30 protein-coding genes are annotated in these 26,282 nt (G+C 65.6%); 16 read left to right on the forward strand and 14 right to left on the reverse strand.

Features of this window, described 5'->3' with window-relative positions; genetic code table 11:
- Positions 1-112 precede the first annotated feature (112 nt).
- The 8 genes from K410_RS0124505 to K410_RS0124540 all read right to left on the reverse strand — a co-directional run bounded on the left by K410_RS0124505 (position 113) and on the right by K410_RS0124540 (position 6,982).
- A complete protein-coding gene (locus tag K410_RS0124505; protein WP_028137314.1) occupies positions 113-1,717 on the reverse strand; it encodes an NTP transferase domain-containing protein in 1,605 nt (534 codons plus the stop codon).
- On the reverse strand, positions 1,714-2,415 hold the full coding sequence (locus K410_RS0124510) for an XdhC family protein (RefSeq protein ID WP_028137315.1): 702 nt from the start codon (positions 2,413-2,415) through the stop codon (positions 1,714-1,716). The genes K410_RS0124505 and K410_RS0124510 overlap by 4 nt, the downstream gene beginning before the upstream one ends.
- 2 nt (positions 2,416-2,417) lie before the next feature.
- Positions 2,418-2,741, reverse strand: a complete 324-nt coding sequence (locus K410_RS0124515; RefSeq protein ID WP_007602422.1) for an XdhC family protein — start codon at positions 2,739-2,741, stop codon at positions 2,418-2,420.
- A 9-nt stretch (positions 2,742-2,750) separates the two neighbouring features.
- Positions 2,751-3,953, reverse strand: coding sequence for a vWA domain-containing protein (locus tag K410_RS0124520; protein ID WP_028137316.1), 1,203 nt, complete (start codon positions 3,951-3,953; stop codon positions 2,751-2,753).
- A gap of 114 nt (positions 3,954-4,067) precedes the next feature.
- The gene (locus K410_RS0124525; protein WP_028137317.1) at positions 4,068-5,006 is read right to left on the reverse strand and encodes an AAA family ATPase; all 939 of its coding nucleotides are present in this window, start codon (positions 5,004-5,006) and stop codon (positions 4,068-4,070) included.
- Between the two features lie 60 nt (positions 5,007-5,066).
- On the reverse strand, positions 5,067-5,873 hold the full coding sequence (locus K410_RS0124530) for an FAD binding domain-containing protein (RefSeq protein WP_028137318.1): 807 nt from the start codon (positions 5,871-5,873) through the stop codon (positions 5,067-5,069).
- Positions 5,874-5,900: 27 nt separating this feature from the next.
- Positions 5,901-6,386, reverse strand: a complete 486-nt coding sequence (locus K410_RS0124535) for a (2Fe-2S)-binding protein (RefSeq protein ID WP_028137319.1) — start codon at positions 6,384-6,386, stop codon at positions 5,901-5,903.
- Between the two features lie 149 nt (positions 6,387-6,535).
- Positions 6,536-6,982, reverse strand: coding sequence for an SRPBCC family protein (locus K410_RS0124540; protein WP_028137320.1), 447 nt, complete (start codon positions 6,980-6,982; stop codon positions 6,536-6,538).
- A gap of 172 nt (positions 6,983-7,154) precedes the next feature.
- On the opposite strand from K410_RS0124540, the gene K410_RS0124545 reads away from it, so the two are divergent.
- From K410_RS0124545 to K410_RS0124555, 3 genes are all read left to right on the forward strand, one after another.
- On the forward strand, positions 7,155-8,510 hold the full coding sequence (locus tag K410_RS0124545) for a 3-carboxy-cis,cis-muconate cycloisomerase (RefSeq protein ID WP_028137321.1): 1,356 nt from the start codon (positions 7,155-7,157) through the stop codon (positions 8,508-8,510).
- A gap of 28 nt (positions 8,511-8,538) precedes the next feature.
- Positions 8,539-9,321, forward strand: coding sequence for a 3-oxoadipate enol-lactonase (pcaD, locus tag K410_RS0124550; protein ID WP_028137322.1), 783 nt, complete (start codon positions 8,539-8,541; stop codon positions 9,319-9,321).
- Between the two features lie 108 nt (positions 9,322-9,429).
- Positions 9,430-9,822 (forward strand): carboxymuconolactone decarboxylase family protein, encoded by a 393-nt coding sequence (locus K410_RS0124555; RefSeq protein WP_028137323.1) that lies wholly within the window; start codon positions 9,430-9,432, stop codon positions 9,820-9,822.
- Here K410_RS0124555 and K410_RS0124560 read toward each other — a convergent pair.
- Both K410_RS0124560 and K410_RS40525 read right to left on the reverse strand, forming a co-directional pair.
- Entirely contained in the window at positions 9,784-10,323 is a 540-nt protein-coding gene (locus K410_RS0124560; RefSeq protein ID WP_028137324.1) for a hypothetical protein, read from the reverse strand. The genes K410_RS0124555 and K410_RS0124560 overlap by 39 nt on opposite strands.
- 272 nt (positions 10,324-10,595) lie before the next feature.
- Positions 10,596-10,769, reverse strand: coding sequence for a hypothetical protein (locus tag K410_RS40525; protein WP_181769418.1), 174 nt, complete (start codon positions 10,767-10,769; stop codon positions 10,596-10,598).
- 279 nt (positions 10,770-11,048) lie between these two features.
- Between K410_RS40525 and K410_RS0124570 the strand changes: the two genes are divergently transcribed.
- From K410_RS0124570 to K410_RS0124590, 5 genes are all read left to right on the forward strand, one after another.
- Positions 11,049-11,966, forward strand: coding sequence for an ABC transporter permease subunit (locus K410_RS0124570; protein WP_028137325.1), 918 nt, complete (start codon positions 11,049-11,051; stop codon positions 11,964-11,966).
- A 27-nt stretch (positions 11,967-11,993) separates the two neighbouring features.
- Positions 11,994-13,295, forward strand: coding sequence for a high-affinity branched-chain amino acid ABC transporter permease LivM (gene livM, locus K410_RS0124575; protein WP_049820195.1), 1,302 nt, complete (start codon positions 11,994-11,996; stop codon positions 13,293-13,295).
- Complete coding sequence (locus K410_RS0124580; RefSeq protein WP_028137327.1) at positions 13,292-14,125, forward strand: ABC transporter ATP-binding protein; 834 nt, start codon at positions 13,292-13,294, stop codon at positions 14,123-14,125. The genes livM and K410_RS0124580 overlap by 4 nt, the downstream gene beginning before the upstream one ends.
- A complete protein-coding gene (locus K410_RS0124585; RefSeq protein WP_028137328.1) occupies positions 14,122-14,865 on the forward strand; it encodes an ABC transporter ATP-binding protein in 744 nt (247 codons plus the stop codon). Before K410_RS0124580 ends, K410_RS0124585 begins: the two co-directional genes overlap by 4 nt.
- A gap of 161 nt (positions 14,866-15,026) precedes the next feature.
- Positions 15,027-16,145 (forward strand): branched-chain amino acid ABC transporter substrate-binding protein, encoded by a 1,119-nt coding sequence (locus K410_RS0124590; RefSeq protein WP_028137329.1) that lies wholly within the window; start codon positions 15,027-15,029, stop codon positions 16,143-16,145.
- 83 nt (positions 16,146-16,228) lie between these two features.
- On the opposite strand, the gene K410_RS0124595 is transcribed toward K410_RS0124590, so the two are convergent.
- Entirely contained in the window at positions 16,229-16,615 is a 387-nt protein-coding gene (locus tag K410_RS0124595; RefSeq protein ID WP_028137330.1) for a response regulator, read from the reverse strand.
- Between the two features lie 236 nt (positions 16,616-16,851).
- Between K410_RS0124595 and K410_RS0124600 the strand changes: the two genes are divergently transcribed.
- The 3 genes from K410_RS0124600 to K410_RS0124610 are packed head-to-tail and all read left to right on the forward strand — an operon-like array spanning position 16,852 to position 20,975.
- Positions 16,852-19,659 carry a PAS domain S-box protein gene (locus K410_RS0124600; RefSeq protein ID WP_028137331.1) on the forward strand — a complete coding sequence of 936 codons (2,808 nt, stop codon included), beginning with the start codon at positions 16,852-16,854 and terminating at the stop codon, positions 19,657-19,659.
- Between the two features lie 57 nt (positions 19,660-19,716).
- Positions 19,717-20,712 (forward strand): P1 family peptidase, encoded by a 996-nt coding sequence (locus K410_RS0124605; protein WP_028137332.1) that lies wholly within the window; start codon positions 19,717-19,719, stop codon positions 20,710-20,712.
- Positions 20,713-20,762: 50 nt separating this feature from the next.
- Positions 20,763-20,975, forward strand: a complete 213-nt coding sequence (locus tag K410_RS0124610) for a KTSC domain-containing protein (protein ID WP_028137333.1) — start codon at positions 20,763-20,765, stop codon at positions 20,973-20,975.
- Positions 20,976-20,988: 13 nt separating this feature from the next.
- Here K410_RS0124610 and K410_RS0124615 read toward each other — a convergent pair whose 3' ends face one another.
- Entirely contained in the window at positions 20,989-21,777 is a 789-nt protein-coding gene (locus K410_RS0124615) for an EF-hand domain-containing protein (protein WP_028137334.1), read from the reverse strand.
- A 251-nt stretch (positions 21,778-22,028) separates the two neighbouring features.
- On the opposite strand from K410_RS0124615, the gene rpe reads away from it, so the two are divergent.
- The 5 genes from rpe (at position 22,029) to K410_RS0124635 (ending at position 24,002) form a co-directional block, all read left to right on the forward strand.
- Positions 22,029-22,730, forward strand: coding sequence for a ribulose-phosphate 3-epimerase (gene rpe, locus K410_RS0124620; protein WP_028137335.1), 702 nt, complete (start codon positions 22,029-22,031; stop codon positions 22,728-22,730).
- Between the two features lie 51 nt (positions 22,731-22,781).
- Positions 22,782-23,372 carry a hypothetical protein gene (locus tag K410_RS0124625; RefSeq protein ID WP_028137336.1) on the forward strand — a complete coding sequence of 197 codons (591 nt, stop codon included), beginning with the start codon at positions 22,782-22,784 and terminating at the stop codon, positions 23,370-23,372.
- A gap of 91 nt (positions 23,373-23,463) precedes the next feature.
- Positions 23,464-23,607 carry a hypothetical protein gene (locus tag K410_RS40530; protein ID WP_196236043.1) on the forward strand — a complete coding sequence of 48 codons (144 nt, stop codon included), beginning with the start codon at positions 23,464-23,466 and terminating at the stop codon, positions 23,605-23,607.
- Between the two features lie 5 nt (positions 23,608-23,612).
- The gene (locus K410_RS40535; RefSeq protein WP_196236044.1) at positions 23,613-23,786 is read left to right on the forward strand and encodes a hypothetical protein; all 174 of its coding nucleotides are present in this window, start codon (positions 23,613-23,615) and stop codon (positions 23,784-23,786) included.
- Positions 23,787-23,810: 24 nt separating this feature from the next.
- Positions 23,811-24,002, forward strand: a complete 192-nt coding sequence (locus K410_RS0124635) for a hypothetical protein (RefSeq protein WP_028137337.1) — start codon at positions 23,811-23,813, stop codon at positions 24,000-24,002.
- 26 nt (positions 24,003-24,028) lie between these two features.
- On the opposite strand, the gene K410_RS0124640 is transcribed toward K410_RS0124635, so the two are convergent.
- Both K410_RS0124640 and K410_RS0124645 read right to left on the reverse strand, forming a co-directional pair.
- A complete protein-coding gene (locus K410_RS0124640; protein WP_028137338.1) occupies positions 24,029-25,453 on the reverse strand; it encodes a serine/threonine protein kinase in 1,425 nt (474 codons plus the stop codon).
- A 5-nt stretch (positions 25,454-25,458) separates the two neighbouring features.
- The gene (locus K410_RS0124645; RefSeq protein WP_028137339.1) at positions 25,459-26,199 is read right to left on the reverse strand and encodes a metallophosphoesterase family protein; all 741 of its coding nucleotides are present in this window, start codon (positions 26,197-26,199) and stop codon (positions 25,459-25,461) included.
- Positions 26,200-26,282: the final 83 nt, after the last annotated feature.

Here is a 26,282-nt window from a genome sequence, read left to right on the forward strand (position 1 = left end):
TGGAGGATGCCGTAGACCCGTAGGGCGGACTAGCGAAGCGTAATCGGCCTCTTGTTTCCGCGGAGAAACACAGCGGCGGATGACGCCTTCGGCTAATCCGTCCTACGCATCCTCATCCCCGTCTTGCCGCTTCCAGCGCCTGCGGCGTGTCGATGTCGAGGAAGGCGCTCTCGCCCTCGACGGGCACTTCGGCGACCGCCTCGGTGTGCTTGGCGATCAGATGCCGCGCGCCGACGTCGCCGTCGAGCATCATCAGCTCCTTGAAGAAGCGGCGCGACCACAGCACGGGATTGCCGCGGCGGCCTTCGCTGACGGGCACGACGATCAGGTTGCCGCGGTCGGGCGCGAAACTGTCGATGAGACGGTCGATCAGGCCGGCATCGATTAGCGGCATGTCGCCGAGACACACCACGGCGCCGTCGCAGGCCTCCGGCACGGCGGCGATGCCGGCCTTGACTGAGCTCGCGATGCCGCCGGCGAATTCCGGATTACGGACGAACCGCACCTTCAAGCCTTGCAGGGCCTGCTCGACCAGCTCGGCCTGATGGCCGGTGACAACGATCACCTCGGAGGCTTTCGAGGCCAGCGCCTGCTCGGTCGCGAGGCGCACCAGCTTCTTGCCATCGAGTTCGGCGAGCAGCTTGTTGGGTCCGCCCATGCGGGTGGAGCGGCCCGCCGCAAGCACGATCGCGGCGACCTGGCTGTTGCCCTCGATCTCCGGCTTGGCGCGCGGCTGCGGGCGCGTGACGATCTCCATCAGCAGGCCGCCGACGCCCATGCCCATCAGCTCGGCGCGCGTCACCTTGATGCCGGCGAGGAGCCGCATCAACACCCAGTCGAAGCCGTTCTCGACCGGCGAGCGCGCACAGCCCGGCGCGCCCAGCACCGGCACGCCGCCGGCGCGCGCGATCAGCAGGAGATTGCCGGGATCGACCGGCATGCCGAAATGCTCGATCGCGCCGCCGATCGCGGTGACGGCCGCGGGGATGACGTCGCGGCGATCGGCGATCGCGGACGCCCCGAACACGATGACGAGCTCGGCCCCGAGCCCAAGCAATTCCTTGATCGCCGCCGACAGCTCGTGTTCCTCGTGCGGGACACGGCGCTCGGCGATGATGCTGGCACCCGCGGGCGCGAGCCGCTCGGCGGTGACCCGCAGCGTCTTGTCGATCACCTTGGAGGACAGGCCCGGCAGCTGCGTCGAGACCACGCCGACGCGCTGGATCACATAAGGCGCGATCTTCAGCACATCCTTGCCCGCCGCCTTCACCGCGGCATCGCGCAAGCCCCCCTCGACGCCGAACGGGATGATCTTGACGGTGCCGACCATCTCACCCTCGACCACCGGCTTGTAGGCGGAGAGCGTCGCAAAGGTGATGGCCTCGTCGATATTGTTGATGCGATCGACTGCGGCGCGGTCGATCACCAGCACGCCCGGACGCGCGGCGAACAGGTTGGCGCGACCAGTGAAGGCGCGCTCGACATGAATGCCCTCGCCGCCGACGGCAAGCGCGATGCTGGCGGCCGCGACGTCCTCGGAGACGTCGCCCGCCTCCATGCGCACCACGACGATGTCCTTGATGCCTGCGCGCTCCAACGCCTCGACCTCGGCGGGGCCGATCGTCGTGCCCTTCTTCAGCACCAGCGGCCCCTGGCGCAAGGTGTGAACGGTCACCCCGCCGATCGCATCCCTGGGGCTCGCCGGGCCGAATTTCATGCCGCTTCTTCTTTCTCCTTGGGCGGCAGGCGGAGCACCGCGGTGATCTCCGCCATGATCGCGACCGCGATCTCGGACGGAGAGACCGCTCCGATCGCAAGCCCGATCGGCGCATGGATACGCGCGATGTCGCTTTCCTTCGCGCCCCGCGCCCGCAGCCGATCGGCCCGCTTGGCGTGCGTCTTCCGCGAGCCGAGCGCGCCGATATAGAAGCAGCCGCGCTCGAAGGCATGCAGCAATGCGGGATCGTCGATCTTGGGATCGTGCGTCACCGCGACGAAGGCGGTATAGGCATCGACATTGAGCGGCGGCAGCGCGGTATCAGGCCATTCGGCCACCAGCGGAATATCGGGGAAGCGCTCCGGGCTTGCAAAGGCCGTGCGCGGATCCACCACCGTGACGTCGTAGCCGAGCGAGCGCGCCAGCGGCGCCAGGGCCTGGCTGATATGCACCGCGCCGACGATGACGAGCTTTGCGGTCGGCGCATAGACGTTGAGGAACAGCTTCTTGCCGCCGGCTTCGACGCTGGCGCTCTTGCCCATGCGAAGCTGCTTCTCCAGCTCGCTGCGCAGCGGATCCCTGGCAAAATCCTTCGCCTTCACCAGGCGCTGTTCGCCGCTTTCGGTGTCCGTCACCAGGATCGCCGGCCGGCGCGCGGCCCGCTCGGCATTGAGTTCGTGCAGGATCTCGAGCTTCACGGCTAACCGACCTTCTCGACGAAGACGCGGATAGTTCCGCCGCAGGACAGCCCGACATTCCAGGCGGTCTCATCGGCGACGCCAAACTCCAGCATCCTGGGCTTGCCGCTCTGGATCACATCCATGGCCTCGGTGACCACGGCGCCCTCGACGCAGCCGCCGGAGACCGAGCCCAGGAACGTGCCCTCGTCGTTGATGACGAGGCTCGAGCCCGCAGGGCGCGGCGCCGAGCCCCAGGTCTCGACGACCGTCGCCAGCGCGACGCCACGGCCGGCCTTTTGCCAGTCCTCCGCCGCCTTCAGGATATCCTCGTCGCGATCGAGCATGGGTGCCTCTCAAGCTGCGGAGCGGATCAGGCTGCGGTGATGCGGCGGCAGCGGCCGGGAGAGCGTCGTGATCAACTCCTGGATCGAACTCAAATTATGTACCGGGCGGAATTCGTCAACGTGCGGGAGCATCATTTTGATGCCCTGCGCCTTGGCCTCGAAGCCGCCGAACCGGAGCAGCGGGTTGAGCCAGATCAGCCGCCGGCAGGAGCGGTGCAGCCGGTCCATCTCGAAGGCCAGCTTGGAATCGGCCTCCCGCTCCAGCCCGTCGGAGATCAACAGCACGATGGCGCCCTGGCTCAGCACGCGGCGCGCCCACAATTTGTTGAAGTTGTGCAGCGAGGCCGAGATCCGGGTGCCGCCGGCCCAGTCCTCGACCGAAGCCGAGCAGCTCGCCAGCGCCTCGTCGGGATCGCGCTGGCGCAGCGCGCGGCTGACGTTGGTCAGACGGGTGCCGAACAGGAACACCGAGACGCGCTTGCGGGCATCGGTGATGGCGTGCAGGAAATGCAAGAACAGGCGGGTGTACTCGCTCATCGAGCCCGAAATATCGAGCAGCGCCACGATCGGCGCCGGCTTCTCGATCCGTCCCAGGCGGTGGATGTCGATGATGTCGCCGCCGGTGCGCAAGGATGCGCGCAGCGTTCGGCGGAGGTCGAGACGAAGCCCGCGCGGATCGGACCGGTGTCGGCGCGTCAAAAGCTGGGCCTGCGGCAGGTGCATGCGATCGATGGCGCGCAACGCCTCGGCGATCTCCGCCGCGCTCATTTGCGCAAAATCCTTCTTCTGAAGGATTTCCTTGTCGGAGACCGACAGGCGCAGATCCTGCTCCTGGTGCTGCGGCGTCTCCGTCATGCGCGGCTGCGACATCGCCTCCTGCACGCGGCGCGAGCCGGCCTTCGGCTTCTTCTTGGCCTCGTCCGGCAGCGGCACCGAATCCAGCATGTGCTTCCACTCCTCGGAGGCGCGGAAGAACAGGTTGAAGGCCTGGCTGAAGATCATCGCATGTTCGTGGCGCTTGACGAAGATCGACTCCAGCGTGGTGAAGACGTCGGCGCGGTTGCCGATCTCGATCACCTGCAGCGCGCTCATGGCGTCGATGACGGCGCCCGGCCCCACCGGCAGGCCCGCCGCGCGCAGCGCGCGGGCGAAGCCGACGATGTTATCGGCGAACTGCTCGGTTTGCTCCGGGGCAAGGTGGTTGATGGCCATGAGTCTATCCTCGCTCCGTCATTCCGAGGCGTCGCGAAGCGACGAACCCGGAATCCAGAAGTTGTGGCGCGAGATTCCGGGTTCGCGCTACGCGCGCCCCGGAATGACGGAAAATCAATTCTCGCTCGTCGCTTCCTTCAGCACCTTCTGCAAGGCATCGCCCTGCATCCGGGTGATGTCGTCCTGATATTTGAGCAGCGCGCCCAGCGTGTCGCCGACCACCTGCGGGGTCAGCGATCGCGCATCGAGCTCGGACAAAGCGGTGGCCCAGTCGATGGTCTCGGCAACGCCCGGCGATTTGTAGAAGTCCTGATTGCGCAGCGCCTGCACGAAGCGCACCACCTGCTGCGACAGCTTGGCGGAGATGCCGGGCACGCGCGACTTGACGATCGCGAGCTCGCGCTCGGCGGCGGGATAATCGACCCAGTGATAGAGGCAGCGCCGCTTCAGCGCGTCGTGGATCTCGCGGGTGCGGTTGGAGGTGATGATCACGATCGGCGGGTGCGGCGCCTTCACGGTGCCGAACTCGGGGATCGTCACCTGGAAGTCGCTGAGGATTTCGAGCAGGTAAGCCTCGAACGCCTCGTCGGCACGGTCGAGCTCGTCGATCAGCAGCACGGGCGGGCCGGCGACGTCGGGCTCCAGTGCCTGGAGCAGCGGCCGCTTGATCATGTAGCGGTCGGCGAAGATGTCACTCGAGAGCTGGTCGCGATCGGTATCGCCGGCAGCTTCCGCCATCCGGATCGCGATCATCTGCGCCGCGCTGTTCCACTCGTAGACCGCCGAGGAGACGTCGAGGCCTTCGTAGCATTGCAGGCGGATCAGCTTCCGCCCCAGCGCCGCCGAGAGCACCTTGGCGATCTCGGTCTTGCCGACGCCGGCTTCGCCTTCCAGGAACAGCGGCCGTCCCATCCGCAGCGAAAGATACGTCACTGTCGCCAGCGATCGCTCGGCGAGATAGCCGCGCGAGGTCAGGAGTTCGAGCATCGCATCGACCGATGCCGGCAATCCAACTGAAGTACTGGCACCGGAAGTATTGGCCACTGAAGTCATGAAACGCCAGTCTCGGTTACGCCCTCATCGGGGCAGGCTTCGGGCCCGTCGGTCGCCCGCTCATTCCTTGGCGTTGGCCGCATCGACGGCGCGCCGTGTCAGCACGCCAATGAGATGCGCGCGGTATTCGGCGCTGCCGTGGATGTCGCTGTTGAGGCCTTCCGCCGGCACGTTGATGCCCTCGAGCACCTTCGCGGAGAACCGCTTCTTGAGCGCTTCCTCGTACGCCTCGACGCGGAACACGCCGTCGGAGCCGGCGCCGGTCACGGCGACCCGCACGTCCGACGGGCGCCGCGCCACGAATACGCCGACCAGCGCGTAGCGCGAAGCCTGATTGCGGAACTTGATGTACGCAGCCTTCTTCGGCAGCGGAAACATCACCTTGGTGATGATCTCGTCCGGCTCAAGCGCGGTCGTGAACAGGCCCTGGAAGAATTCTTCCGCCTTGAGCCGGCGCTTGTTGGTGACGATCGTCGCGCCCAGCGCGAGCACCGCGGCCGGATAGTCCGCGGTCGGATCGTTGTTGGCGAGCGAGCCGCCGATCGTGCCCTTGTGGCGCACGGCCGGATCGCCGATCTGGCTGGCGAGATTGGCCAGCGCCGGGATCGCCTCACCGACGATCGCGGAGGACGCGACCTCGGCGTGCTTGGCGGTGGCGCCGATCACCAGCGAGCGGCCCTTCATCTCGATCGTGTTGAGCCCCTCGATATGGGAGAGGTCGACCAGATGCGGCGGGCTCGCCAGGCGCTGCTTCATGACGGGAATCAGCGTGTGGCCGCCGGCGATCACCTTGGCGTCTTCGTTCTTCACCAGGAGGTTGGCGGCCTGCCGAACGGTGCCGGGGCGATGATATTTGAATTCGTACATCTGAATGTCCTGATCGCGGGATGCGCGTTACGCGAGGTCGGATTTCGCCATCGCCTTGGCGCCGGCGGAGATCGAGGCGACGATGTTCTGGTAGCCGGTGCAGCGGCAGAGATTGCCTTCCAGTTCTTCCCGGATCGTATGGTCGTCGAGCTCGTGGCCCTTGCGGTGCACGATGTCGATCGCGGTCATGATCATGCCCGGCGTGCAGAAGCCGCACTGCAGGCCATGGTGCTCGCGGAAGGCTTCCTGCATCGGATGCAGCGGCGCGCCGTCGGCGGCTAGCCCCTCGATCGTCTTGACCTCGTGGCCGTCGGCCATCACCGCAAGCGTGGTGCAGGACTTCACGGCCTTGCCGTCGAGATGCACGACGCAGGCGCCGCACTGCGAGGTGTCGCAGCCGACATGGGTGCCCGTCAGCTTTAGATTCTCGCGCAGGAACTGCACCAGAAGCGTGCGGGGATCGACATTGGCCGTGACTGGATTGCCGTTCACGATGAGGGAGATTTTTGCCATAAGCACTCTCTATCAGCGCCCCGACGGGTCCCATCGAAGCGGTTCTTATAATTATTCCAACCCATCATATGGGCCATTATGCCCGGGGGCAACATCGCCCCGGACGCAAGGCGCCATGCCGGAGGCGCTACCCTAGAGATATTGGACCTTCAGCTCTGTACGGCCTTGGCGAAGTTCGCGAAAAACTCGTCGGCAAGCTTCTTGGCGGCACCGTTGATGAGGCGCTGGCCGAGCTGCGCCAACTTGCCGCCGATCTGCGCCTCGACGTCGTAGGAAAGCAGCGTGCCGCCGTCCTTCTCCGCCAGCCTGACCGCCGCGCCGCCCTTGGCGAAGCCGGCGACCCCGCCCTCGCCCTCGCCTGAGATCTTGTAGCCGTTCGGCGGATCGAGATCGGACAGCGTGACCTTGCCCTTGAAGCGCGCCGACACCGGGCCGACCTTCATTTTCGCCGTTGCACGAAAGCCGCCGTCGTCGGTCTTCTCGAGCTCCTCGCAGCCGGGGATGCAGGCCTTCAGCACCTCGGGATCGTTGAGCTTGGCCCAAACGGCCTCGCGCGGCGCCGCAAGCTGGACTTCGCCGTTCATCGTCATGGCCATGAGGGTGCCTCCCGGATCACGTAACTATAGTGCTGATCAAGTAACGCAGGGACGCGGCAAAGGAAAGGGCGGCGCTCGGTCAAGTGCAATGCATATTCGCAACTGCAAAAAGGCGTGTGCGGGCGGTTGGGGATTGGCATGGCCGGGCCATGATGATTAGGTCGCGCGCAACATGAGCACATCCCTCTCCCCCCTGCTCGCACCGATGCTGTCGAGCGCTGCCATGCGCGCGGTCTGCGACGACCGGTCGACGCTGCAGAACATGCTTGATTTCGAGGCAGCTCTGGCACGCGCCGAGGCCGCCACGGATGTGATCCCGGCATCCGCCGTGGGGCCAATCGAGGCCGCCAGCAAGACCGATGCCTTCGACATGGCCGCGCTGGCAGAGGCCGCGACACGATCGGGCAATCTCGCGATTCCCCTGGTCAAGACCCTGACCGCCAATGTCGGCAAGGCCGACAAGGAGGCCGCGCGCTACGTGCATTGGGGCGCCACCAGCCAGGATGTCATCGATACCGCCACCATGCTCACGCTTCGCGCCGGCATCGATGCGCTCGACGCCGACCTCGGCCGCGCCATCAAGGGCTTTGCCGCACTGGCGCGCCACCATCGCAACACTGCGATGGTGGCACGGACCTGGCTCCAGCACGCGCTGCCGATGCCGTTCGGCCTCAAGGCCGCCGGCTATGCCTCAAGCCTCGCCCGCGCCCGCTGCCGCCTGCGGCGGCTCCGCCGCGAGGGCCTCGCGCTGCAATTCGGCGGCGCTGCCGGCACGCTCGCGGCCCTCGGCGACAAGGGCCTGGCCGTGGCGGAACGCCTCGCGCGGGAGCTCGGTCTACCGCTGCCGGAAGCGCCCTGGCACACCCATCGTGACCGGATCGCGGAGGCCGCTTCCTGCTTCGCCATTCTGGCCGGAAGCTGCGGCAAGATCGCGCGCGACGTCTCGCTGCTGATGCAGACCGACGTTGCCGAAGCCTTCGAACCCGCCGGCGAAGGCCGCGGCGGCTCCTCGACCATGCCGCACAAGCGCAACCCGGTCGCCGCCGCAAGCGCGCTCGGCGCCGCCACGATGGCTCCGCAGCTTGCCGCGACGATCTTCGCGGCTCAGGTGCAGGACCACGAGCGCAGCGCCGGTCCCTGGCATGCGGAATGGCCGACGCTGCCGCAGTTGATGCTGGTCACCTCGGGCGCGCTGTCCGCCATCGTCGACATCGCGGAAGGCCTCGACGTCGACGCCGCGCGCATGGGCGGTAATCTCGATGCGACGCATGGGCTGATCATGGCGGAGGCGGTCACCTTCGCGCTGGCGGAGAAGATCGGCAAGAGCGAGGCGCATCACCTCGTCGAGGCCGCCAGCAAGCGCGCGGTCGCCGAGAAGAAGCATCTGCGCGAGGTGCTCTCGGCCGATTCGCAGGTGAATGCGCAGCTTTCGCCGGAAAAAATTGCGGCATTGTTCGAGCCGATGGCCTATCAAGGGGCTTCCCAAGCCCTGATCGACCGGCTGCTCGACGGCCTCGACCGCGAATAAGAACCGCAAGATACCACGGAGACGCCGCATGCCCATGATCGATGCCGACGGATGCCTGCTCAACGTCTCCGTCGAAGGCCGTGACGGCGGGCCGACCTTGATGCTGTCCAATTCGCTCGGCTGCACGCTTCAGATGTGGGAGCCGCAGATGAAGGCGCTGACGCAACTGTTCCGCGTCATCCGCTACGACCGCCGCGGCCACGGCAAGTCCAACGTGCCGCCCGGCCCCTATACGATGGAGCGCTTCGGCCGCGACGTGCTGGCGATCCTCGATGACCTCAACATCGAGAAGGTGCATTGGTGCGGCCTGTCGATGGGCGGCATGGTCGGACAATGGCTGGGCGCCAACGCGCCGGAGCGTTTCGGCAAGCTCATCCTCGCCAACACCTCCTGCTACTATCCCGATCCAACTAATTGGCATAACCGCATCAAGGCGGTGAAGGAGGGTGGCATCGCCGCCGTCGCCGATGCCGTGATCGCGGGCTGGCTGACCCAGGATTTCCGTGAACGCGAGCCTGACATCACCGCGAAGATGAAGGCGATGCTGCTCGCCTCTCCCGTCGAGGGCTACCTCGCCTGCTGCGAGGCGCTGTCGACGCTCGACCAGCGCGCGCTGCTGCCCAAGATCAAGAGCCCGACGCTGGTGATCGCCGGCCGCCACGACGTCGCAACACCGATCTCGGCCGCCGAACTGATCCGTTCGAACATTCCCGGCGCCAGCATGACCATCATCGACGCCGCGCACATTTCCAACGTCGAGCAGCCGCACGCGTTCACGGACGCCGTGGTGGGATTTTTGACGCAGCGCTGACAGCAACCGTCATTGCGAGGAGCGCAGCGACGAAGCAATCCAGACTGCCTCCGCAGATGCTTTCCTGGATTGCTTCGCTGCGCTCGCAATGACGAAGGAGGAAACATCATGGACGACCAGAAGCGCCGCGATGCCGGCATGAACGTGCGCCGCAAGGTGCTGGGCAATGCCTGGGTCGACAAGTCGATCGCGAACCGCAACGCCTTCAACACCGATTTCCAGGATATGATCACGCGCTATGCCTGGGGCGAGATCTGGACGCGACCGCATTTCGACGAGCGAACGCGGCGGGTGCTGGTGATCGGCACCATGGTCGCGCTGGGGCAATGGGACGAGTTCCGCCTGCACGTGCGGGCGGCGCTTGCCGAGGGCGGCTTCACGCCCGACGACATCAAGGAAATCCTGCTGCAGCAGGCGATCTATTGCGGCGTGCCGGCCGCGAACCACGCCGTCAAGGAAGCCTCAGCGATTGTGCAGGAGCTCGGCCTGCTCGAGCCCTAACGGCGCCGCGGTCTCGACGGTCTTCTGCTGAACGGTCTTGGGCGCGCCCTCGGGCCGTTCGATCACCACCACGATGGCGGCGCCGAGCAGGAGCAGCAGCTCGGTGGCGTGCAGGCGAAGCGCCGCCATCTCGCCGACCTTCGAAGCCATGATCATGCTGGCAAACGAGATCAGGCTGCCGATCGCCAGGGCGATGCCGAGCGCCTCGTCGCTGCCGCCGTTCTTGCGGATGCGAGGAATGCCAAGCAGCACGAGATAGATCGCAAAGAACGCCACGACCGTCAGCCGGCCCAGCGCCAGCAGCCAGGCGGCGCGCACCGTGTCCATGCCGGCCATCTGGAGATGGTCGCTGAGGTACAGCGCAACCGCGACGCTCGGCCGCTCGTAGAGGCCGTGCACCGGTGCGACGATGATATTGAAGACGACAAGGGCCCAGACCGGGATGAAATAGGCCGCCAGCAGCGCGCCGTTGACCGAACCGATCCGCCAATTCTTGAACATGCCGCTTCCCGCTTCGCCTGCCTTCGCCTTCGATCGAAAGCTTTGCGGGGAGCTAACTCGCATCGGACTGTGGCGGCAATTTAAACCCTTTGTTTACCTTAACTGGCCTCGCCCGAGGCGGCCATTCCGGGCAGTCGAAGCCGAAATCTCGAGATTCCGGCTTCGGCTCGGCGAGCCGCCCCGGAATGACGACGCTAGAAGGCCACAAAAAAGGCCCCGCCTTTCGGCGGGGCCCTCGTCGCCCTCTTATTATTTCTCGGCTATCAAGCGCACTATTCCTGGTCGCGCTGGCCGCCCTGCTGCTGGCCGGGACGATCGCCCTGGCGCATCGGGTCGTTCTGCTGCTGCTGTCCGGGTTTCTGACCGCCGCCCTGCTGCTGCCCGGGGCGCTGCTGGCCGGGGTTCTGACTCTGCTGGCCCGGATTCTGGTTCTGTTGCTTCGTCATTCGGGGAACTCCCTTGTTGGACGTCAGAGATGAGACAACGGCCGCCGCCGAGTTAGGTTGCCGTCGGAACCCGGTTTCTCGCACCTGCGGAACCCATCGGAAGCCAAATGACCTCTGTACAAGACCTGCTGCCGCCGCGTGAGCTGTTGCAGCCGTCAGTTCCCTCCTGTTACAAACGTGCAGAATGCTAAGCGGCTGCCGGGGCCCAAGAAAACCACCCTCCAACCCACTCTCCCAAGAGCTCGCTTTGAGCCCGCCTCAGGTTTGGTACGGCAGCGCATGGATTATTTCGCCCAACAGCTCATCAACGGTCTCGTCCTGGGCTCGATCTACGGCCTGATCGCCATCGGCTATACGATGGTCTACGGCATTGTCGGCATGATCAACTTCGCCCATGGCGACGTCTTCATGATCGGCGGCTTCATCGCGCTGATCACCTTCCTTCTTCTGGTCTCGACCGGCCTGACCGCGGTCCCGGTGATCCTGCTTGTCGTCATCCTGGTCTCGATGGCGATCACGGCTCTGTATGGTTGGACCATCGAGCGCATCGCCTACCGTCCGCTGCGCCACTCCTTCCGCCTCGCCCCGATGCTGTCGGCGATCGGCATGTCCTTCGTGCTGACCAATTATTCGCAGGTGGCGCAAGGCGCGCGGGTGAAGCCGGTGCCGCCGGTGATCACCGGCGGCTACACGCTGCATGAGAGCGCCGACGGTTTCGTGATCCAGCTCTCCAACATCCAGATCGTGGTGGTCATCACCACGATCGTGCTGCTGGCGATCTTCACCTGGCTGGTGTCGCGCACCCGGCTGGGGCGCGACATGCGCGCCTGCGAGCAGGACCAAACCATGGCGGCGCTGCTCGGCGTCGACGTCGACCGCACCATCTCCATGACCTTCGTGATCGGTGCCGCGCTCGCCGCCGTCGCGGGTCTGATGTACCTGCTTTATTACGGCCTCGTCGACTTCTTCATGGGCTTCGTCGCCGGCATCAAGGCGTTCACCGCCGCCGTGCTCGGCGGCATCGGCTCGCTGCCCGGCGCCATGCTCGGCGGCCTCGCGATCGGCCTGATCGAGACGTTCTGGTCGGCTTATTTCTCGGTCGAATACAAGGACGTCGCGGCGTTCTCGATCCTGATCGTGGTGCTGATCTTCATGCCGACCGGTCTGCTCGGTCGTCCCGAAGTCGAAAAAGTCTGACGGTCGCGCGTGGCAACTTCCTCACCCATGACTGCCGAACCTGCAACGGGCATCGCCTCCATCCTGAAGACGGCTTTCGTCAACGCTCTGATCGCGCTGGTGTTGTTCTCGTTGATGGTCGGCATCCGCACCGAGGCGGGCGCCTCCGGCCAGCTCACTTATTGGACTCGCTTCGGCGAGCTCGCTTCCCTCGTCGCCGCCGTGTTCGGCGGCTCGATCGTGATCGAGCTGCTGCGGCAATGGATCGGCCCGACCGGCACCGAGAAACTGGTGCCGCCGGCGGTGCAGAGCGGCATGTCTTTCATCGGCCGCTACCTCGCGCCGGCGCTGCTGATCTTCACGGTTCTGGTACCGGTGATCTTCTATGACCAGCGCTACATCCTCGACCTCGCGATCCTCGTGCTCACCTACGTCATGCTGGGCTGGGGACTGAACGTCGTGGTTGGGCTCGCCGGCCTGCTCGATCTCGGCTATGTCGCCTTCTATGCGGTCGGCGCCTATTCCTACGCGCTGCTTGCGACCAATTTCGGCTGGTCGTTCTGGGTCTGCCTCCCGCTCGCCGGCATCCTCGCAGCGTTCTGGGGCGTGCTGCTCGGCTTTCCGGTGCTCCGCCTGCGCGGCGACTATCTCGCCATCGTGACTCTCGCCTTCGGCGAGATCATTCGCCTCGTCATCATCAACTGGCAGGAGCTCACCGGCGGCCCCAACGGCGTCTCCGGCATTCCCCGCCCCTCCTTCTTCGGTATCCCGCTCGACAACAGCGACGACGGCCTCGCCGCCAGGCTGCACATCGAATATTCGCCGACGCACCGCATCATTTTCCTGTTCTACCTGATCCTGGCGCTGGCGCTGCTCACCAACTGGGCGACGATCCGCCTGCGCCGCCTGCCGATCGGACGGGCCTGGGAGGCCTTGCGCGAGGACGAGGTCGCCTGCCGCGCGCTCGGCATCAACACCACCACCACCAAACTGACGGCGTTCGCGACCGGCGCCATGTTCGGCGGCTTCGCCGGGGCGTTCTTCGCCACCCGCCAGGGCTTCATCAGCCCGGAATCCTTCACTTTCCAGGAATCGGCGCTGGTGCTGGCCATCGTCGTGCTCGGCGGCATGGGCTCGCAGCTCGGCGTCGCGCTCGCCGCGCTCGCCATGATCGGCGGCTTCGAATTGTTCCGCGGCCTCGAGACCTACCGCATGCTGGTGTTCGGCATGGCCATGGTGCTGATCATGATCTGGCGGCCGCGCGGCCTCGTTGGCCATCGCGCGCCGACCGTCTATCTGACCAAGGCGAAAGCGATCTCCTCCGACCTCGTCAAGGAAGGGCACGGATGAGCGGCGACAAGATTCTCAGCATCGACCGGCTCGCCATGCGCTTCGGCGGCATCGTTGCCGTGCAGGACCTTTCTTTCGCCGCCGAGCGGAAGAAGATCACCGCGCTGATCGGGCCGAACGGCGCCGGCAAGACCACCGTGTTCAACTGCATCACCGGCTTCTACAAACCCAGCAGTGGGACCATCCGTCTCGCCCACGACGACGGCAGGACGATCGCGCTGGAGCGGCTGAGCGATTTTCGCATCGCCAAGCAGGCCAAGGTCGCACGCACCTTCCAGAACATCCGGCTGTTTCCCGGCATGACCGCGCTGGAGAACCTGATGGTGGCGCAGCACAACGCGCTGATGCGCGCCTCCGGATTCACCCTGCTCGGCCTGCTCGGCGTTCCCTCTTACCGTGACGCCGAACAGCGCGCCATCGACCTCGCCACCGACTGGCTCAAGCGGGTCAAGCTGATCGACCGCGCCGACGATGCCGCCGGCAATTTCGCCTATGGCGACCAGCGCCGGCTCGAGATCGCGCGCGCAATGTGCACCGAGCCCGCGCTTTTGTGCCTGGACGAGCCCGCCGCCGGCCTCAACGCGCGGGAGAGCGCGGCCTTGAGCGAGCTGCTGCTCTCGATCCGCGACGAACTCGGCACCTCGATCCTGCTGATCGAGCACGATATGTCGGTGGTGATGGAGATCTCCGACCACATCGTGGTGATGGACCACGGCGTCAAGATCGCGGAAGGCACGCCGCGCGAGATCCGCGACGATCCCAAGGTGATCGCGGCCTATCTCGGCGCCGACGAGGAAGAGGCGGCAGCCGTGATGGAGGCCGGATCGTGACGCCGGCGCCCTCTCCTCTGCTCGCAATCCGGGGCCTGCGCGCCGCCTACGGAAAGATCGAGGCGCTGAAGGGCGTCGACGTCGATATCGATGCCGGCGAGATCGTGGCGCTGATCGGCGCCAACGGCGCCGGCAAGTCGACGCTGATGATGACGATCTTCGGCAAGCCTCGCGCGCGGGCCGGCCAGATCCTGTACGAAGGCCGCGACATCACCAACGTCCCGACCCACGAGATCGCGCATCTGCGCATCGCGCAATCGCCGGAGGGCCGCCGCATCTTCCCGCGCATGAGCGTGGCGGAAAACCTCCAGATGGGGGCGGACGCCACCGACTGCACGGAGGCCGAACGCGAGGCGACGCTCCAGCGCGTCTTCACGCTGTTTCCACGGCTGAAGGAACGCTATGACCAGCGCGGCGGGACCCTCTCCGGCGGCGAGCAGCAGATGCTGGCGATCGGCCGCGCCCTGATGAGCCGTCCGCGCCTGCTCCTGCTCGACGAGCCCTCGCTCGGCCTCGCGCCGCTGATCGCGCGCCAGATCTTCGACGCGATCCGCACCCTGAACCGGCAGGACGGCCTCACCGTCCTGATCGTCGAGCAGAACGCCAACCATGCCCTCAAGCTCGCCCATCGCGGCTATGTCATGGTCAACGGCCTGATCACGCTGGCCGGCACCGGCGCCGAATTGTTGCAGCGCCCTGAGATTCGCGCCGCCTATCTGGAAGGCGGCCGGCACGGCTGACCGAGCCGCACGCGCTCCCGCGTGCGGCCGAACGTGGCGAGATATCTGCGCCAATGCCCGTATTTTGCCGGTGACTTCTCCGGAAATTCATTCAAGAATGGCGCCGGTTTGGACCGGGCCTGCCCGGCAACTTCCACAGGCGACCACCCGCGAGGTATCTCATGAAATCACTGAAGCTCATCGGTCTGGCATTCGGCGTATCGATCGCGCTGTCGAGCGCGGCGTTCGCGCAGGATGTCACCATCGCAGTCGCAGGTCCGATGACCGGCGGCGAATCCGCCTTCGGCCGCCAGATGAAGAACGGCGCCGAAATGGCCGTGACCGATATCAATGCCGCCGGCGGCGTCAACGGCAAGAAGCTCGCGCTTTCCGTCGAGGATGACGCCTGCGACCCGAAGCAGGCGCGCTCGATCGCCGAAAAGATCGCTGGCGCGAAGATCCCGTTCGTGGCCGGGCATTATTGCTCGTCGTCGTCGATCCCGGCCTCGGAGGCCTATGCCGACGGCAACGTGCTCCAGATCACGCCGGCCTCGACCAACCCGCTGTTCACCGAGCGCAAGCTCTGGAACGTGGCGCGCGTCTGCGGCCGTGACGATCAGCAGGGCCTGATCGCGGCGCAGTACATCGCCAAGAACTACAAGGGCAAGAACATCGCGATCCTCAACGACAAGACCACCTACGGCAAGGGTCTTGCCGACGAGACCAAGAAGGCGCTCAACAAGGCCGGCGTCACCGAGAAGATGTACGAGTCCTACAACAAGGGCGACAAGGACTTCAACGCGATCGTCTCGCGCTTGAAGCGTGACAACATCGACCTCGTCTATGTCGGCGGTTACCATCAGGAGAGCGGCCTGATCCTGCGTCAGATGCGTGACCAGGGCCTCAAGACCGTGCTGATGGCCGGCGACGCGCTCGCCGACAAGGAGTACGCCTCCATCACCGGTCCGGCCGGCGAAGGCACGCTGTTCACCTTCGGTCCCGATCCGCGCAACAAGCCGACCGCGAAGAAGATCGTCGAGGCTTTCAAGGCCAAGAACATCGATCCGGAGGGCTACACCCTCTACACCTATGCGGCGATGCAGGTGTGGTCGCAGGCGGCCAAGAAGGCCGGCACCACCGACGCCAAGAAGGTCATGGAAGCGATGAAGGCCGGCAAGTGGGACACCGTGATCGGCCCGATCGAGTATGACGCCAAGGGCGACATCAAGCAGATCGACTACGTCGTCTACAAGTGGGACGCCAAGGGCGGCTACGCCGAGATCAAAGGCAACGGCACCTGAAGACGGCTCCGGGGCTCAAACCTCGCATGCGAACCTCAACAACGCCCCGGCTTGCCCGGGGCGTTTTTCTTTGTGCGGCAGAATCAGACGGCTGCGGGCAGCTCGCCGGCGGGCGCCGCCTGGGCCTTACGAAGCGCTTGCAGGAGATCGTTCGGCCGAAACGGCTTTTGCAGGCAGATCACGTTGGCGAGGTGGGGCGATTCTTCCATGAAGTCCAGCGCCGTCATTCCGGACACCGCTACGACGGGCAGCCCCGGCGCACGTTCGCGCAGGGCCGCGATGACGTCGACGCCGCTGATGTCACCGAGGAAGATATCGACGATCGCCGCGTCGAACGGACCTTCAGCGAAGGCCTTCAGCCCGGCCGCGCCGCTGTCGGCCTCGGCAACCTCGTAATGGTTGACCCGAAGCACGATCGCGACCATCGCACGCACGTCCTTCTGGTCGTCGATGATGAGAACGCGAGACATGGGAACAACTCCCGCAGATCAAACAAACCGTATGTTTCAAGCCTGGAACCCGGGACCGTGGCGGGGCATTATGACACCGTGCGGTAAAGCGCATCTTACCCGATCCCTATTCCGCGTTCCCACCCGAATTAGGTAAGTTGTAACCTTCGGTTGAGTCGTCGCTGCATCAGTTCACGACCCGTGTCCGGAACGGGCTATCCTGGAGGTCAAGGCTGCCAGATCTTGGAACTGCGGAGATGCTCAACACGGGTCTGCACGAGATGAACGCGCCTGCGATTGACCGAAGCACATTTCTTTCCACTCTGCCGGCCACCTCAACCGACCGGAACGCGGCTCTGTGGATCGTCGGCGTCTCCTCGATCCTGTTCGCCCTGGCCGTGCCGTTCGCCGGTATCCCGCTGCCGCCGGTTCCGGCCTTCGTCGCGAGCTATCAATCCGCCCTGGCCGTGAGCGACATCATCACCGCAGTGCTGCTGTTGTCGCAGTTCTCGGTGTTGCGGACCCGCGCGCTGCTGTGGCTGTCGACCGGCTATCTCTTCACCGCCGCGGCGGCGCTGGCCCACGCCCTTACCTTCCCCGGCCTGTTCACCCCGACCGGACTGTTCGGCGCGGGCAGCCAGACCACCGTCTGGCTCTACATGATCTGGCACGGCGTCTTCCCGCTGTTCGTGCTCGGCTATGCCTGGCAGAAGGAAAAGGACGGCGGCCCCACGATCAAGGGTCCGACCAGCAACGCGATCTGCGCCATCGCGCTCGGCGTCGTCGCGGCCATGGCTGCCTTTGCCTGGATCGTCACCGCCCAGCACGATCTGCTGCCGGTGCTGCTCCGCGACGGCCGTTACACGGCGACCATGATCGGGGTCGTGTCCTTCGTGTGGTCGCTGAGCTTCGCCGCGCTCGTTTCGCTGTGGTTCCGCCGCCCGCATTCGGTGATCGACATCTGGCTCATGGTCGTGATGTGCGCATGGCTGTTCGACATCGCGCTGTCTGCGATCGTCAACGTCGCGCGCTTCGATCTGGGTTTCTACGCCGGCCGTCTCTACGGCCTCTGCGCGTCGAGCTTCGTGCTCGCGGTGCTGCTGATCGAGAATGTCCGCCTTCAGGTGCACACCGTCGGGCTCGTCGGCAGGCTGCGCCAGCAATCGGCCTCGGAACGCGATTATTACGGCAAGCGCCTCGCGCTGTACGGCGCCGTCGTCGAATCCTCCAACGACGCCATCATCACGAAGACGCTCGACGGCGTCATCACCGGCTGGAACAAGGCCGCGGAGCATCTGTTCGGCTATTCCGCCGCGGAGGCCGTCGGAAGGTCGATCGACATCATCGTGCCGCCGGACCGCAAGCACGAAGTCAGGAGCATCCTCAACCGGATCGCCGGCAACGAATCGATCGCCCAGCACGAGACGGTGCGGATTCGGAAGGATGGCCGCGCGCTCGACGTCGTCCTGAATGTTTCGCCATTGAAATCGGACAACGGAGAGATCATCGGGGCCTCCAAGATCGCTCATGACATCACGGAGGAGAAGGAGGCGCGCGAGAAGCTGCGGCGCGAGACCGAGGAGCGCCGGCGCATCTTCGAGACCTCGCAGGACCTGATCCTGGTCACCGACGGTTTCGGCAATTTCGTCCAGGTCAGCCCGAGCGTGAAGGACATCCTCGGCTTCAACCCGGAGGACATGATCGGGCACAGCGCGACCGAGTTCATCCACCCTGACGACCTCGAGAAGACGCGGGAGGAGATGCGGGCGGCGCGGCGCGGCGCGGTCAAGCGCAGCTTCGAGGCGCGCTACTATCACCACGACGGTCACGAGGTCACGCTGAACTGGATGGGCACCTGGTCCGAGCCCGTGAAGCGCCATTTCTTCATCGGCCGCGATCTCACGGAGAAGCAGGCCGCCGAAGCCCAGTTCCGGCACGTCCAGAAGATGGACTCGATCGGCCAGCTGACCGGCGGTGTCGCCCACGATTTCAACAACGTGCTGACCGTCATCACCGGCACGATCGGCATCCTGGCCGACGCGGTCGCCGACCGCCCCGAGCTGGCTGCGATCACCAAGCTGATCGACGACGCCGCCGAGCGCGGCGCGCAGCTGACCAAGCATCTGCTGGCCTTCGCCCGCAAGCAGCCGCTCCAGCCCCGCGAGATCGACGTCAACGCGCTGGCGCTCGAAGCCGCCAAGCTGTTGCACCCCACCCTGGGCGAGCAGATCACCATCGTGCCGCAGCTCACCGAGGATGCCTGGCCGACGCTGGTCGATCCCGGCCAGTTGTCAACCGCGATCCTCAATCTCGCGCTGAACGCTCGTGACGCCATGCCGGAGGGCGGCACGCTGGTGCTGGAGACCCGCAACATCTTCCTCGACGACGGCTATGCCAGCATGAACCCCGACGTCGTCGCCGGCAATTACGTGATGATCGCGGTCAGCGACACCGGCTCCGGAATCCCGCCGGAGCTGATCGACCGCGTGTTCGACCCGTTCTTCACCACCAAGGAGGTCGGCAAGGGCACCGGGCTGGGCTTGAGCATGGTGTTCGGCTTCGTCAAGCAATCCGGCGGCCACATCAAGATCTACAGCGAGCAGGGCCACGGCACGAGCGTGAAGATCTACCTGCCGCGCTCGAGCGGCGTGCAGGAGAGCGAGTTCGAGGCGCTACAGAATGTGCCCGTTACCGGCGGCAACGAGAAGATCCTGATCGTCGAGGACGATGCACTGGTGCGGCAATATGTGGTGACCCAGGTCAAGAGCCTCGGCTACACCGCGCTCGAGGCCGCCAACGGCGCCGAGGCCCTGACCATCCTCGACAACGACAAGACCATCGACCTGCTGTTCACCGACATCATCATGCCGGGCAACATGAACGGCCGTCAGCTGGCCGACGAAGCCGTCCGCCGCCGCCCCGACCTGAAGACCCTGTTCACCTCGGGCTATACCGAGAATGCCATCGTCCATCACGGCCGGCTCGATTCCGGCGTGCTGCTGCTGGCAAAGCCCTACCGCAAGACCGAACTCGCCAAGATGCTCAGGACTGCACTGGCGAGTTGAGCCTGCGGCATCCCTGCGCTATCGCAAGGCGAGCTCCTTTCAGCGCGCGAGGCCATCTTGAAGAACCTGCTCACCGACATTGCCGGGGTCCGCGTCGGGCATGCCGAGGACGCCAAAGTCGCCAGCGGCACCACCGCGATCATCTTCGATTCCCCCGCGATCGCGGCGATCGACGTGCGCGGCGGCGGTCCCGGCACGCGCGAGGACGCCCTGCTCGATCTTGCCAACACCGTCGAGCGGGTCGATGCGATCGCGCTGTCCGGCGGCTCCGCTTTCGGCCTCGATGCCGGTGGCGGCGTCCAGGCCTGGCTCGCCGAGCAAAGGCGCGGCTTCAAGGTTCGCGAAGCCCTGATCCCGATCGTGCCGGGCGCGATCCTGTTCGATCTGCTCAACGGCGGTGACAAGGCCTGGGGCCGCTTCTCGCCCTATCGCGACCTCGGCTACGCCGCGGCCGCTGCCGCCGGCACCGACTTCGCGCTCGGCAGCGTCGGCGCTGGCCTCGGGGCCACCACCGCGACGTTCAAGGGCGGGCTCGGCTCGGCTTCGGCGGCGACTCCTGATGGCGTGAAGGTCGCGGCGATCGTCGCCGTCAACGCGGTGGGCACCGTTACCGTCGGCGACGGGCCGTGGTTCTGGGCGGCGCCGTTCGAGCTCGGCGGCGAATTCGGCGGCCGCGGCCTGCCTGACACGTTCACCGACGACATGCTTCGCATGCGCATCAAGGGCGGTCCCGCGGCAAGCGCGCGCGAAAACACCACCATCGGGGCCGTCGTCACCGACGCGGTGCTGACCAAGCCCCAGGCCAAGCGCCTGGCGATGATCGCGCACACCGGCTTTGCCCGCGCCATCTATCCGGTGCATGCACCGACCGATGGCGACGTGCTGTTTGCGGCGGCGACCGGCGAGAAGCCAATCGAGCCGCTGGTCGGCCTCACCGAGCTCGGCACCGTCGCCGCCAACGTGGTCGCGCGCGCGATCGGCCGCGCCGTGTACAGCGCGGCCGCGTTGCCGTTCCCGGGGGCGCAGCCGGCGTGGAGGGACAGATTCGGCTAGAAACGAAACGGCTGATGCGGCGTTACCCTGGCGGCCTCAGGTGTGCTGCCATGCCGTCTTCCGTGATCCGGTTCTTCCGCTATGCGCCCGACACGCGGGAGCTGAAGGTGACTTTCGTCAGCGGACGCCTCTATGTCTATGAGGACGTTCCGCCCGAGGTTGCCGCAGCGTTCCGGCAAGCGCGCTCAAAGGGCGCGTTCTTCAACCACGAAATCCGTGACCGCTACGGCTATCGTGACATCACGCACGAATATGCCGGATGATCTCGGATGCCGCTCAGACGCTCATCGACATCGACGAACCGGCCGCCGCCGAAGAGCCCTGGCCCTGGCCGCCTTGCTGCTGCATCAACTGCGCGAACAGATCATAGGCCGAATTGCGGGGGCTGGAGGGGCCCGGCACCGTCGTCGACATCTTGAAGCCGTCGGCATAGGTGACGGTGGTGGTGGTCGAGCCGTCGGCAGCGGTCGTCGTCGTCGAGGTCGATCCGCCGACGGACTTCGACGATGAATCCGATCCATCGCCCGAGCCGCCGGCACTCTCCGCGTGATGGTGGCCGTGGTGACCGCTCTTCAGGGCCTTCGACATCTCATCGAGACTGACGTTGCCGTCGGAGTTCGCGTCCATCTTAGAGAACACGTCATCGGCCTGCGCTAAGTTGGTCCCGCCAGCTCCCAGTGCGTCCTCGAACTCGGACTTGGTGATGTTGCCGTCGCCATCCGCATCGATCTGCGAGAACAGATCCTTGAGTGCAGCATCCCGGCCTTTCGACGTCGCGTTCGACGACGTCGAGGTCGCCACGCTGCTGCCGTCGGACGATTGGCCTTGTGCCGCGATCAGCGCGCTCATCGTTTCCGGCGAAATCTGTGGGCGATTGCCCGAATTGACCGACGAAGTCGCGCCGCTGGTCGTATTGCTGCTGCCGCTGTCGATCGCGAACGGATTGGTCGCGCCCTGCGCCGAGTTCGTCTTGGGCGTCGAGGAGGACGATTTCGAGTTCGTCAGCGACTGAATCGCATCGAGTGCGCTCGATACGGCCCCGACGGCCCCAAGGGCAAACAACATTGCACAACTCCAACCGATGCGGCATGCCGCGGCCAATGTTCTGCAGGTGTCGTCAGCAAGCGTCGTGCCAGCGCAAAAAGTTCAATGAAATCCGGCTACGCCGCGCATCGGACGGCCGGGGAACACCGGCAATTCGTGCCGACTGCGGCAGAATTTTCCGCCCACAGCAAGCACGCCTGTCCTGCATTGCCCGCCGCGGAGGCGCATGTTAGGCGAGGCCATCTTTCACGGCCGCACCGGGAAACCGCGCCATGACCCAAGCCTTTACCCCCCGCCCGCTGGCCATCGCGCCCTCGATTCTGGCCTCGGATTTCTCCAGGCTCGGCGAGGAGGTGCGCGCCGTCGACGCCGCCGGCGCCGACTGGATCCATCTCGACGTGATGGACGGTCACTTCGTTCCCAACATTTCCTACGGCCCCGACATCATTAAGGCGATGCGCCCGCACACCAAGAAGGTGTTCGACGCGCATCTGATGATCTCGCCATGTGACCCCTATCTCGAAGCCTTTGCGAAAGCCGGCTGCGACCACATCACCGTGCATGCGGAGGCAGGCCCCCATCTGCACCGCTCGTTGCAGGCGATCCGTGCGCTCGGCAAGAAGGCCGGCGTCTCGCTCAATCCAGGCACGCCGGTCAGCGCGCTCGAATACGTGCTCGATCTCGTCGACCTCGTGCTGGTGATGTCGGTCAATCCCGGCTTCGGCGGCCAGGCCTTCATTCCCTCGGCGATCGGCAAGATCCGCGACATCCGCGCGATGACGGCGGGACGCCCGATCGACATCGAGGTCGATGGCGGGGTCGGCCCCGATGTCGCCGGCGCGCTCGCTGCGGCCGGCGCCAACGCCTTCGTCGCCGGCACATCCGTATTCCGGGGCGGCACGCAGGATGCCTACAAGGCCAACATCGCCGCGATCCGCAATGCGGCGCTGGGGGCCCGCGGCGAAGCCATCTGAGAACCATTCGCGGGTCCCGAACCGGCGCCACCGCCGCCGCGACCAAAGGCAATGAATGGAATTCACGCCCCCCCGTTTTCCGCAGGCTTGGAACGCCTGCGCGCCGAATCCCTGCAGGACGGAGAGCGGGTGATCTGGCAGGGCCAGCCCGACGGCGTCGCCCACATGATGATGTGGCGGTATCTTTGGTGGATCGGATTTCCCTGGCTGTTGCTGACCGCCATCGGCTTCGATTGGATCGGCGGCGCGGCCCACCCTCTCGCGATGCTCGGCATTGCGATGGTTGCGGCCCCGCTGGTGATGCTGCTTCAGGACCTGCAGACGCTCTATCTCATCACCGATCGTCGCGCGCTCATCTTGCGAACGGCCTGGGGCAGACGGACGGTGAGCCAAACGCCATTCCAGGCGATGGACCCGGTTTGCGAAATCCTCGACATCGGCCGTGGCGCCGGTCACCTCAATTTCGCGTCGGGAAGGTCGACCCGCTCGCCCGATACCGACTATACTGGACGCTACGGATTTCGCTGTCTTCGAGAAGCGCCGCGCATACGGGAGATCCTCGAAGGTGCGCGCACGGGCGCGATGCGACAGCACGGAAAAAAAGTCGCGGCTTTTACGGGTGCTGCAATGCGCAATGCCTAAAATTGCAGTCTTGATCCGTACTCATCCGGACTTCACTGATTCGCGCAAATCACCGCAAGTGATTCCTGCCTGCTTTTGACGGGAGGACATCATGACGGCGATCCTGCTCTGGACTGGTGTAGCGTTGTGGTTGGCGTTCAACGCGGCGATTGCGGCTCGCAGCCTGCGTGTGGCGCGACCGCTGAAGGCCGAGGCTTCTGCCCGCGTCATTCACCTTCATCGTCGTCGGGGCTGAGCGCCATGCAAATCACGCTCGTGAAGCGCCAGCCGAAGCGCAGGTGCCGGATCCCGCGCCGCCCGCATCCGGGCCTTGATTATTTCTTCGGCCGCCTCGATCGCGCCGACGGCGCGATGGACGACGATGCCAGGCTCGACACCACGGACCTCGATCATTCGTTGGCGTCACAGCACTGATACTTCCCTCTTTCGGATCGCCCCATGAAACCGCACTGCCCGAACTGCCTGAAGGAAATGACCAAGGCATCCGCGTCGCGTAACCTGTTCAATTGCGAGCCCTGCCGCGAGATCATCCAGTTTTTCGGCGGCAGCGCGGATCACGGCGAGCCCGGCCCGCAATTCTCTTGGCCGATCCGCCGCAAGCGGGTCGCCCACGCCGTTCACGCGGCCTGATCCGCCCGTTCAAATCGGCAGCCAGCCTATCCAGGTGCTTCGCCAGCGTCGCCGGCCATCCGCGGCGGCCGTACCACGGTGACGGTGCAGGCCGCTTCCGCGGCCACCTTGGCCGAGACACTGCCGAGCAGCGTGCGCCTGAATGAGTCTTGCCGGGCTCCGATGATGACGTGGTCGACCTGGTTGACCTCGGCGAATTCCAGGATCGCGGCGGCGGGATCAACCGCCTCCAGCACATGAGCCGTCAGCCGGCTCTCATCCAGTTTGAGCGGCGTCGCCCAGTGCCGGAGTGCGACCAGGCGGTCGATATGCTTGTTGGAGCCCTGCTCGTCCAAGGTGCGGTCGACCGCGATCCGGCTCAGCTTGAGCACGTTGAGGCAGGCGAGCCGTGCTGACGGCAGGGTGGCGAGGATGCGCTCGGTGGTCACGCGCAGCGCTTCGTTGAGCTCCGGTGCGCCTTCCACCGTGTCGAGCGCGACCGCGAGGATCGGGCTCGATGCGATTTGGGCGGCGACATCCGACTTCGCGCGCGGCGCCATGACACCCAGATTGAACCGGCGCCGCCAAGCGACGCTGAGCGGGTCGCGTTTGACCCGCTCCGAGCGCGTGGTGAGCTTGACCTGGTCCGGGTGGGCGAGGTCGAAAGCAAGCTGGGACGCCGTCGGATAGCGCCACACCGGCTCGATCTCAAGACATCGCAGCACCACCTCCTGGAGCCAGGGCGGATAGTCGGCACGGAGCTTGCGCGGCGGATGCGGATCGCGCCACAGCCGGCGCCGCATCGCGCGCAGCGTCTCGCCCTCGCCGAACGGCCGCTCGCCGGTGGTGAAGAAATACAGCAGCACGCCGAGCGAAAACAGATCGCTGCGCGGATCGTCGCGCACCCCCGACAGCCGCTCGGGCGCCATGTAGGGCGCAGTGCCGTAAGGCAGGCGGAACTCCTCCTGCAACAGATCCGGCAGGTGGTTGTGATGCGACAGGCCGAAATCAATCAGCACGGCCTCGCCGCTCTCGCGGAACATGATGCTGCTCGGCTTGATGTCGTGGTGGATCACGTTCTGCCGGTGCAGGTCGGCCAGCGCGCTCGCGATCCTGGCGACCAGCTGCCGGGCTTCGTCATAAGGCAGCGGCAGGTCGGGCAGCCGCTTGTAGAGCGTGGCGCCACCGATGCGCTCGATCACGACATAGGCCTGGTGCGCGAAATCGCCGGTGCCGAAACAGGTCGGGACGTGCGGCCCTGCAAGCCGCGGCAGGATCATCATCTCCATCTCGAAGGAGACGATCGCGGCGGGATCCTCGCCCTCCGAGACCCGCGGTATCTTCATCAGCAGGGGCACGTCGATGCCGGGATGGGTGACGATCCACAGCGTCGCCATGCCGCCGGCGTGAACGCATTCGCCGATGGTGTAGCCATCGATCACCGCGCCGGATTTGACCAGAGGCTTCGGCATTGCCTTCAGCGCCCCTGCGACAGCCGATCGGCGAGCCAAGGCGGCAGACCGTTGTCGCGAATTCTGCCGGCTGCGGTCGCGATGTCATAGGGCGCCCGGCAATAGGTGATCTGGCACGATTCGGTGTCGAACAAGACGAAGGCTGCCGACGGATCGCCGTCGCGAGGCTGGCCGACCGAGCCGAGCACGGCGAGCCATTGCCGTCCGCGCAGCAGCTGCACCGGGACGTCGGTCTTGGGCACGAAGCTCGTCATCTTCGCCGTCACCGACATCGAATAGAGCGCGGGACGATGGACATGGCCGCAGAACGTGACATGGGCCGGTGTCGCGATCAGGCTCTTGGCGGCCTCCACCGTCGAGCGCACATAGTGCCAGCGCTGGGGGTGGGAGGCTTCCGAATGCACGAAGAGACGATCGTCGTCCTCGACCAGCATCGGCAATTCGGTCAGGAACCTCCGCTGCGCGGTATCAAGCCGGCCGCGGGTCCATTCGATCGCGACCTGCGCCTCGGCGTTCATGGTCTCCGCGGAGGAATTGACCGCCTGGTCGTGATTGCCGCGCACGGCGACAGCACCTTGGGCAACGAGCTCCATCGCGGTATCCACCACCCATTCGGGATCGGCGCCATAGCCGACGAAATCGCCGAGCAGGACGAATTGCTCCACGCCCTTCGCACGGGCGGCCTTCAGGCAGGCCTCGAAGGCCTGCCGGTTGCCGTGGATATCCGAAAAGACAGCGAGAAGCACGCACCCTCCACCCTCGAATTCTTATTGAAAGCCGATAAGGCCAATTTGAGGGAGGTCAAGACCATGCGCCAGCGCGGCGGCCT

Source organism: Bradyrhizobium sp. 22, from assembly GCF_000482425.1.
GTDB lineage: Bacteria > Pseudomonadota > Alphaproteobacteria > Rhizobiales > Xanthobacteraceae > Bradyrhizobium > Bradyrhizobium japonicum_B.

Coding starts and splice junctions, on each gene's coding strand:
- K410_RS0124505 (WP_028137314.1), bottom strand. CDS start 1,717: ATGAAATTCGGCCCGGCGAGCCCCAGGGATGCGATCGGCGGGGTGACC.
- K410_RS0124515 (WP_007602422.1), bottom strand. CDS start 2,741: ATGCTCGATCGCGACGAGGATATCCTGAAGGCGGCGGAGGACTGGCAA.
- K410_RS0124520 (WP_028137316.1), bottom strand. CDS start 3,953: ATGGCCATCAACCACCTTGCCCCGGAGCAAACCGAGCAGTTCGCCGAT.
- K410_RS0124525 (WP_028137317.1), bottom strand. CDS start 5,006: ATGACTTCAGTGGCCAATACTTCCGGTGCCAGTACTTCAGTTGGATTG.
- K410_RS0124530 (WP_028137318.1), bottom strand. CDS start 5,873: ATGTACGAATTCAAATATCATCGCCCCGGCACCGTTCGGCAGGCCGCC.
- K410_RS0124535 (WP_028137319.1), bottom strand. CDS start 6,386: ATGGCAAAAATCTCCCTCATCGTGAACGGCAATCCAGTCACGGCCAAT.
- K410_RS0124540 (WP_028137320.1), bottom strand. CDS start 6,982: ATGGCCATGACGATGAACGGCGAAGTCCAGCTTGCGGCGCCGCGCGAG.
- K410_RS0124545 (WP_028137321.1), top strand. CDS start 7,155: ATGAGCACATCCCTCTCCCCCCTGCTCGCACCGATGCTGTCGAGCGCT.
- pcaD (WP_028137322.1), top strand. CDS start 8,539: ATGCCCATGATCGATGCCGACGGATGCCTGCTCAACGTCTCCGTCGAA.
- K410_RS0124555 (WP_028137323.1), top strand. CDS start 9,430: ATGGACGACCAGAAGCGCCGCGATGCCGGCATGAACGTGCGCCGCAAG.
- K410_RS0124560 (WP_028137324.1), bottom strand. CDS start 10,323: ATGTTCAAGAATTGGCGGATCGGTTCGGTCAACGGCGCGCTGCTGGCG.
- K410_RS40525 (WP_181769418.1), bottom strand. CDS start 10,769: ATGACGAAGCAACAGAACCAGAATCCGGGCCAGCAGAGTCAGAACCCC.
- K410_RS0124570 (WP_028137325.1), top strand. CDS start 11,049: ATGGATTATTTCGCCCAACAGCTCATCAACGGTCTCGTCCTGGGCTCG.
- livM (WP_049820195.1), top strand. CDS start 11,994: ATGACTGCCGAACCTGCAACGGGCATCGCCTCCATCCTGAAGACGGCT.
- K410_RS0124580 (WP_028137327.1), top strand. CDS start 13,292: ATGAGCGGCGACAAGATTCTCAGCATCGACCGGCTCGCCATGCGCTTC.
- K410_RS0124590 (WP_028137329.1), top strand. CDS start 15,027: ATGAAATCACTGAAGCTCATCGGTCTGGCATTCGGCGTATCGATCGCG.
- K410_RS0124595 (WP_028137330.1), bottom strand. CDS start 16,615: ATGTCTCGCGTTCTCATCATCGACGACCAGAAGGACGTGCGTGCGATG.
- K410_RS0124600 (WP_028137331.1), top strand. CDS start 16,852: ATGCTCAACACGGGTCTGCACGAGATGAACGCGCCTGCGATTGACCGA.
- K410_RS0124610 (WP_028137333.1), top strand. CDS start 20,763: ATGCCGTCTTCCGTGATCCGGTTCTTCCGCTATGCGCCCGACACGCGG.
- K410_RS0124615 (WP_028137334.1), bottom strand. CDS start 21,777: ATGTTGTTTGCCCTTGGGGCCGTCGGGGCCGTATCGAGCGCACTCGAT.
- rpe (WP_028137335.1), top strand. CDS start 22,029: ATGACCCAAGCCTTTACCCCCCGCCCGCTGGCCATCGCGCCCTCGATT.
- K410_RS0124625 (WP_028137336.1), top strand. CDS start 22,782: ATGAATGGAATTCACGCCCCCCCGTTTTCCGCAGGCTTGGAACGCCTG.
- K410_RS40530 (WP_196236043.1), top strand. CDS start 23,464: ATGACGGCGATCCTGCTCTGGACTGGTGTAGCGTTGTGGTTGGCGTTC.
- K410_RS40535 (WP_196236044.1), top strand. CDS start 23,613: ATGCAAATCACGCTCGTGAAGCGCCAGCCGAAGCGCAGGTGCCGGATC.
- K410_RS0124635 (WP_028137337.1), top strand. CDS start 23,811: ATGAAACCGCACTGCCCGAACTGCCTGAAGGAAATGACCAAGGCATCC.
- K410_RS0124640 (WP_028137338.1), bottom strand. CDS start 25,453: ATGCCGAAGCCTCTGGTCAAATCCGGCGCGGTGATCGATGGCTACACC.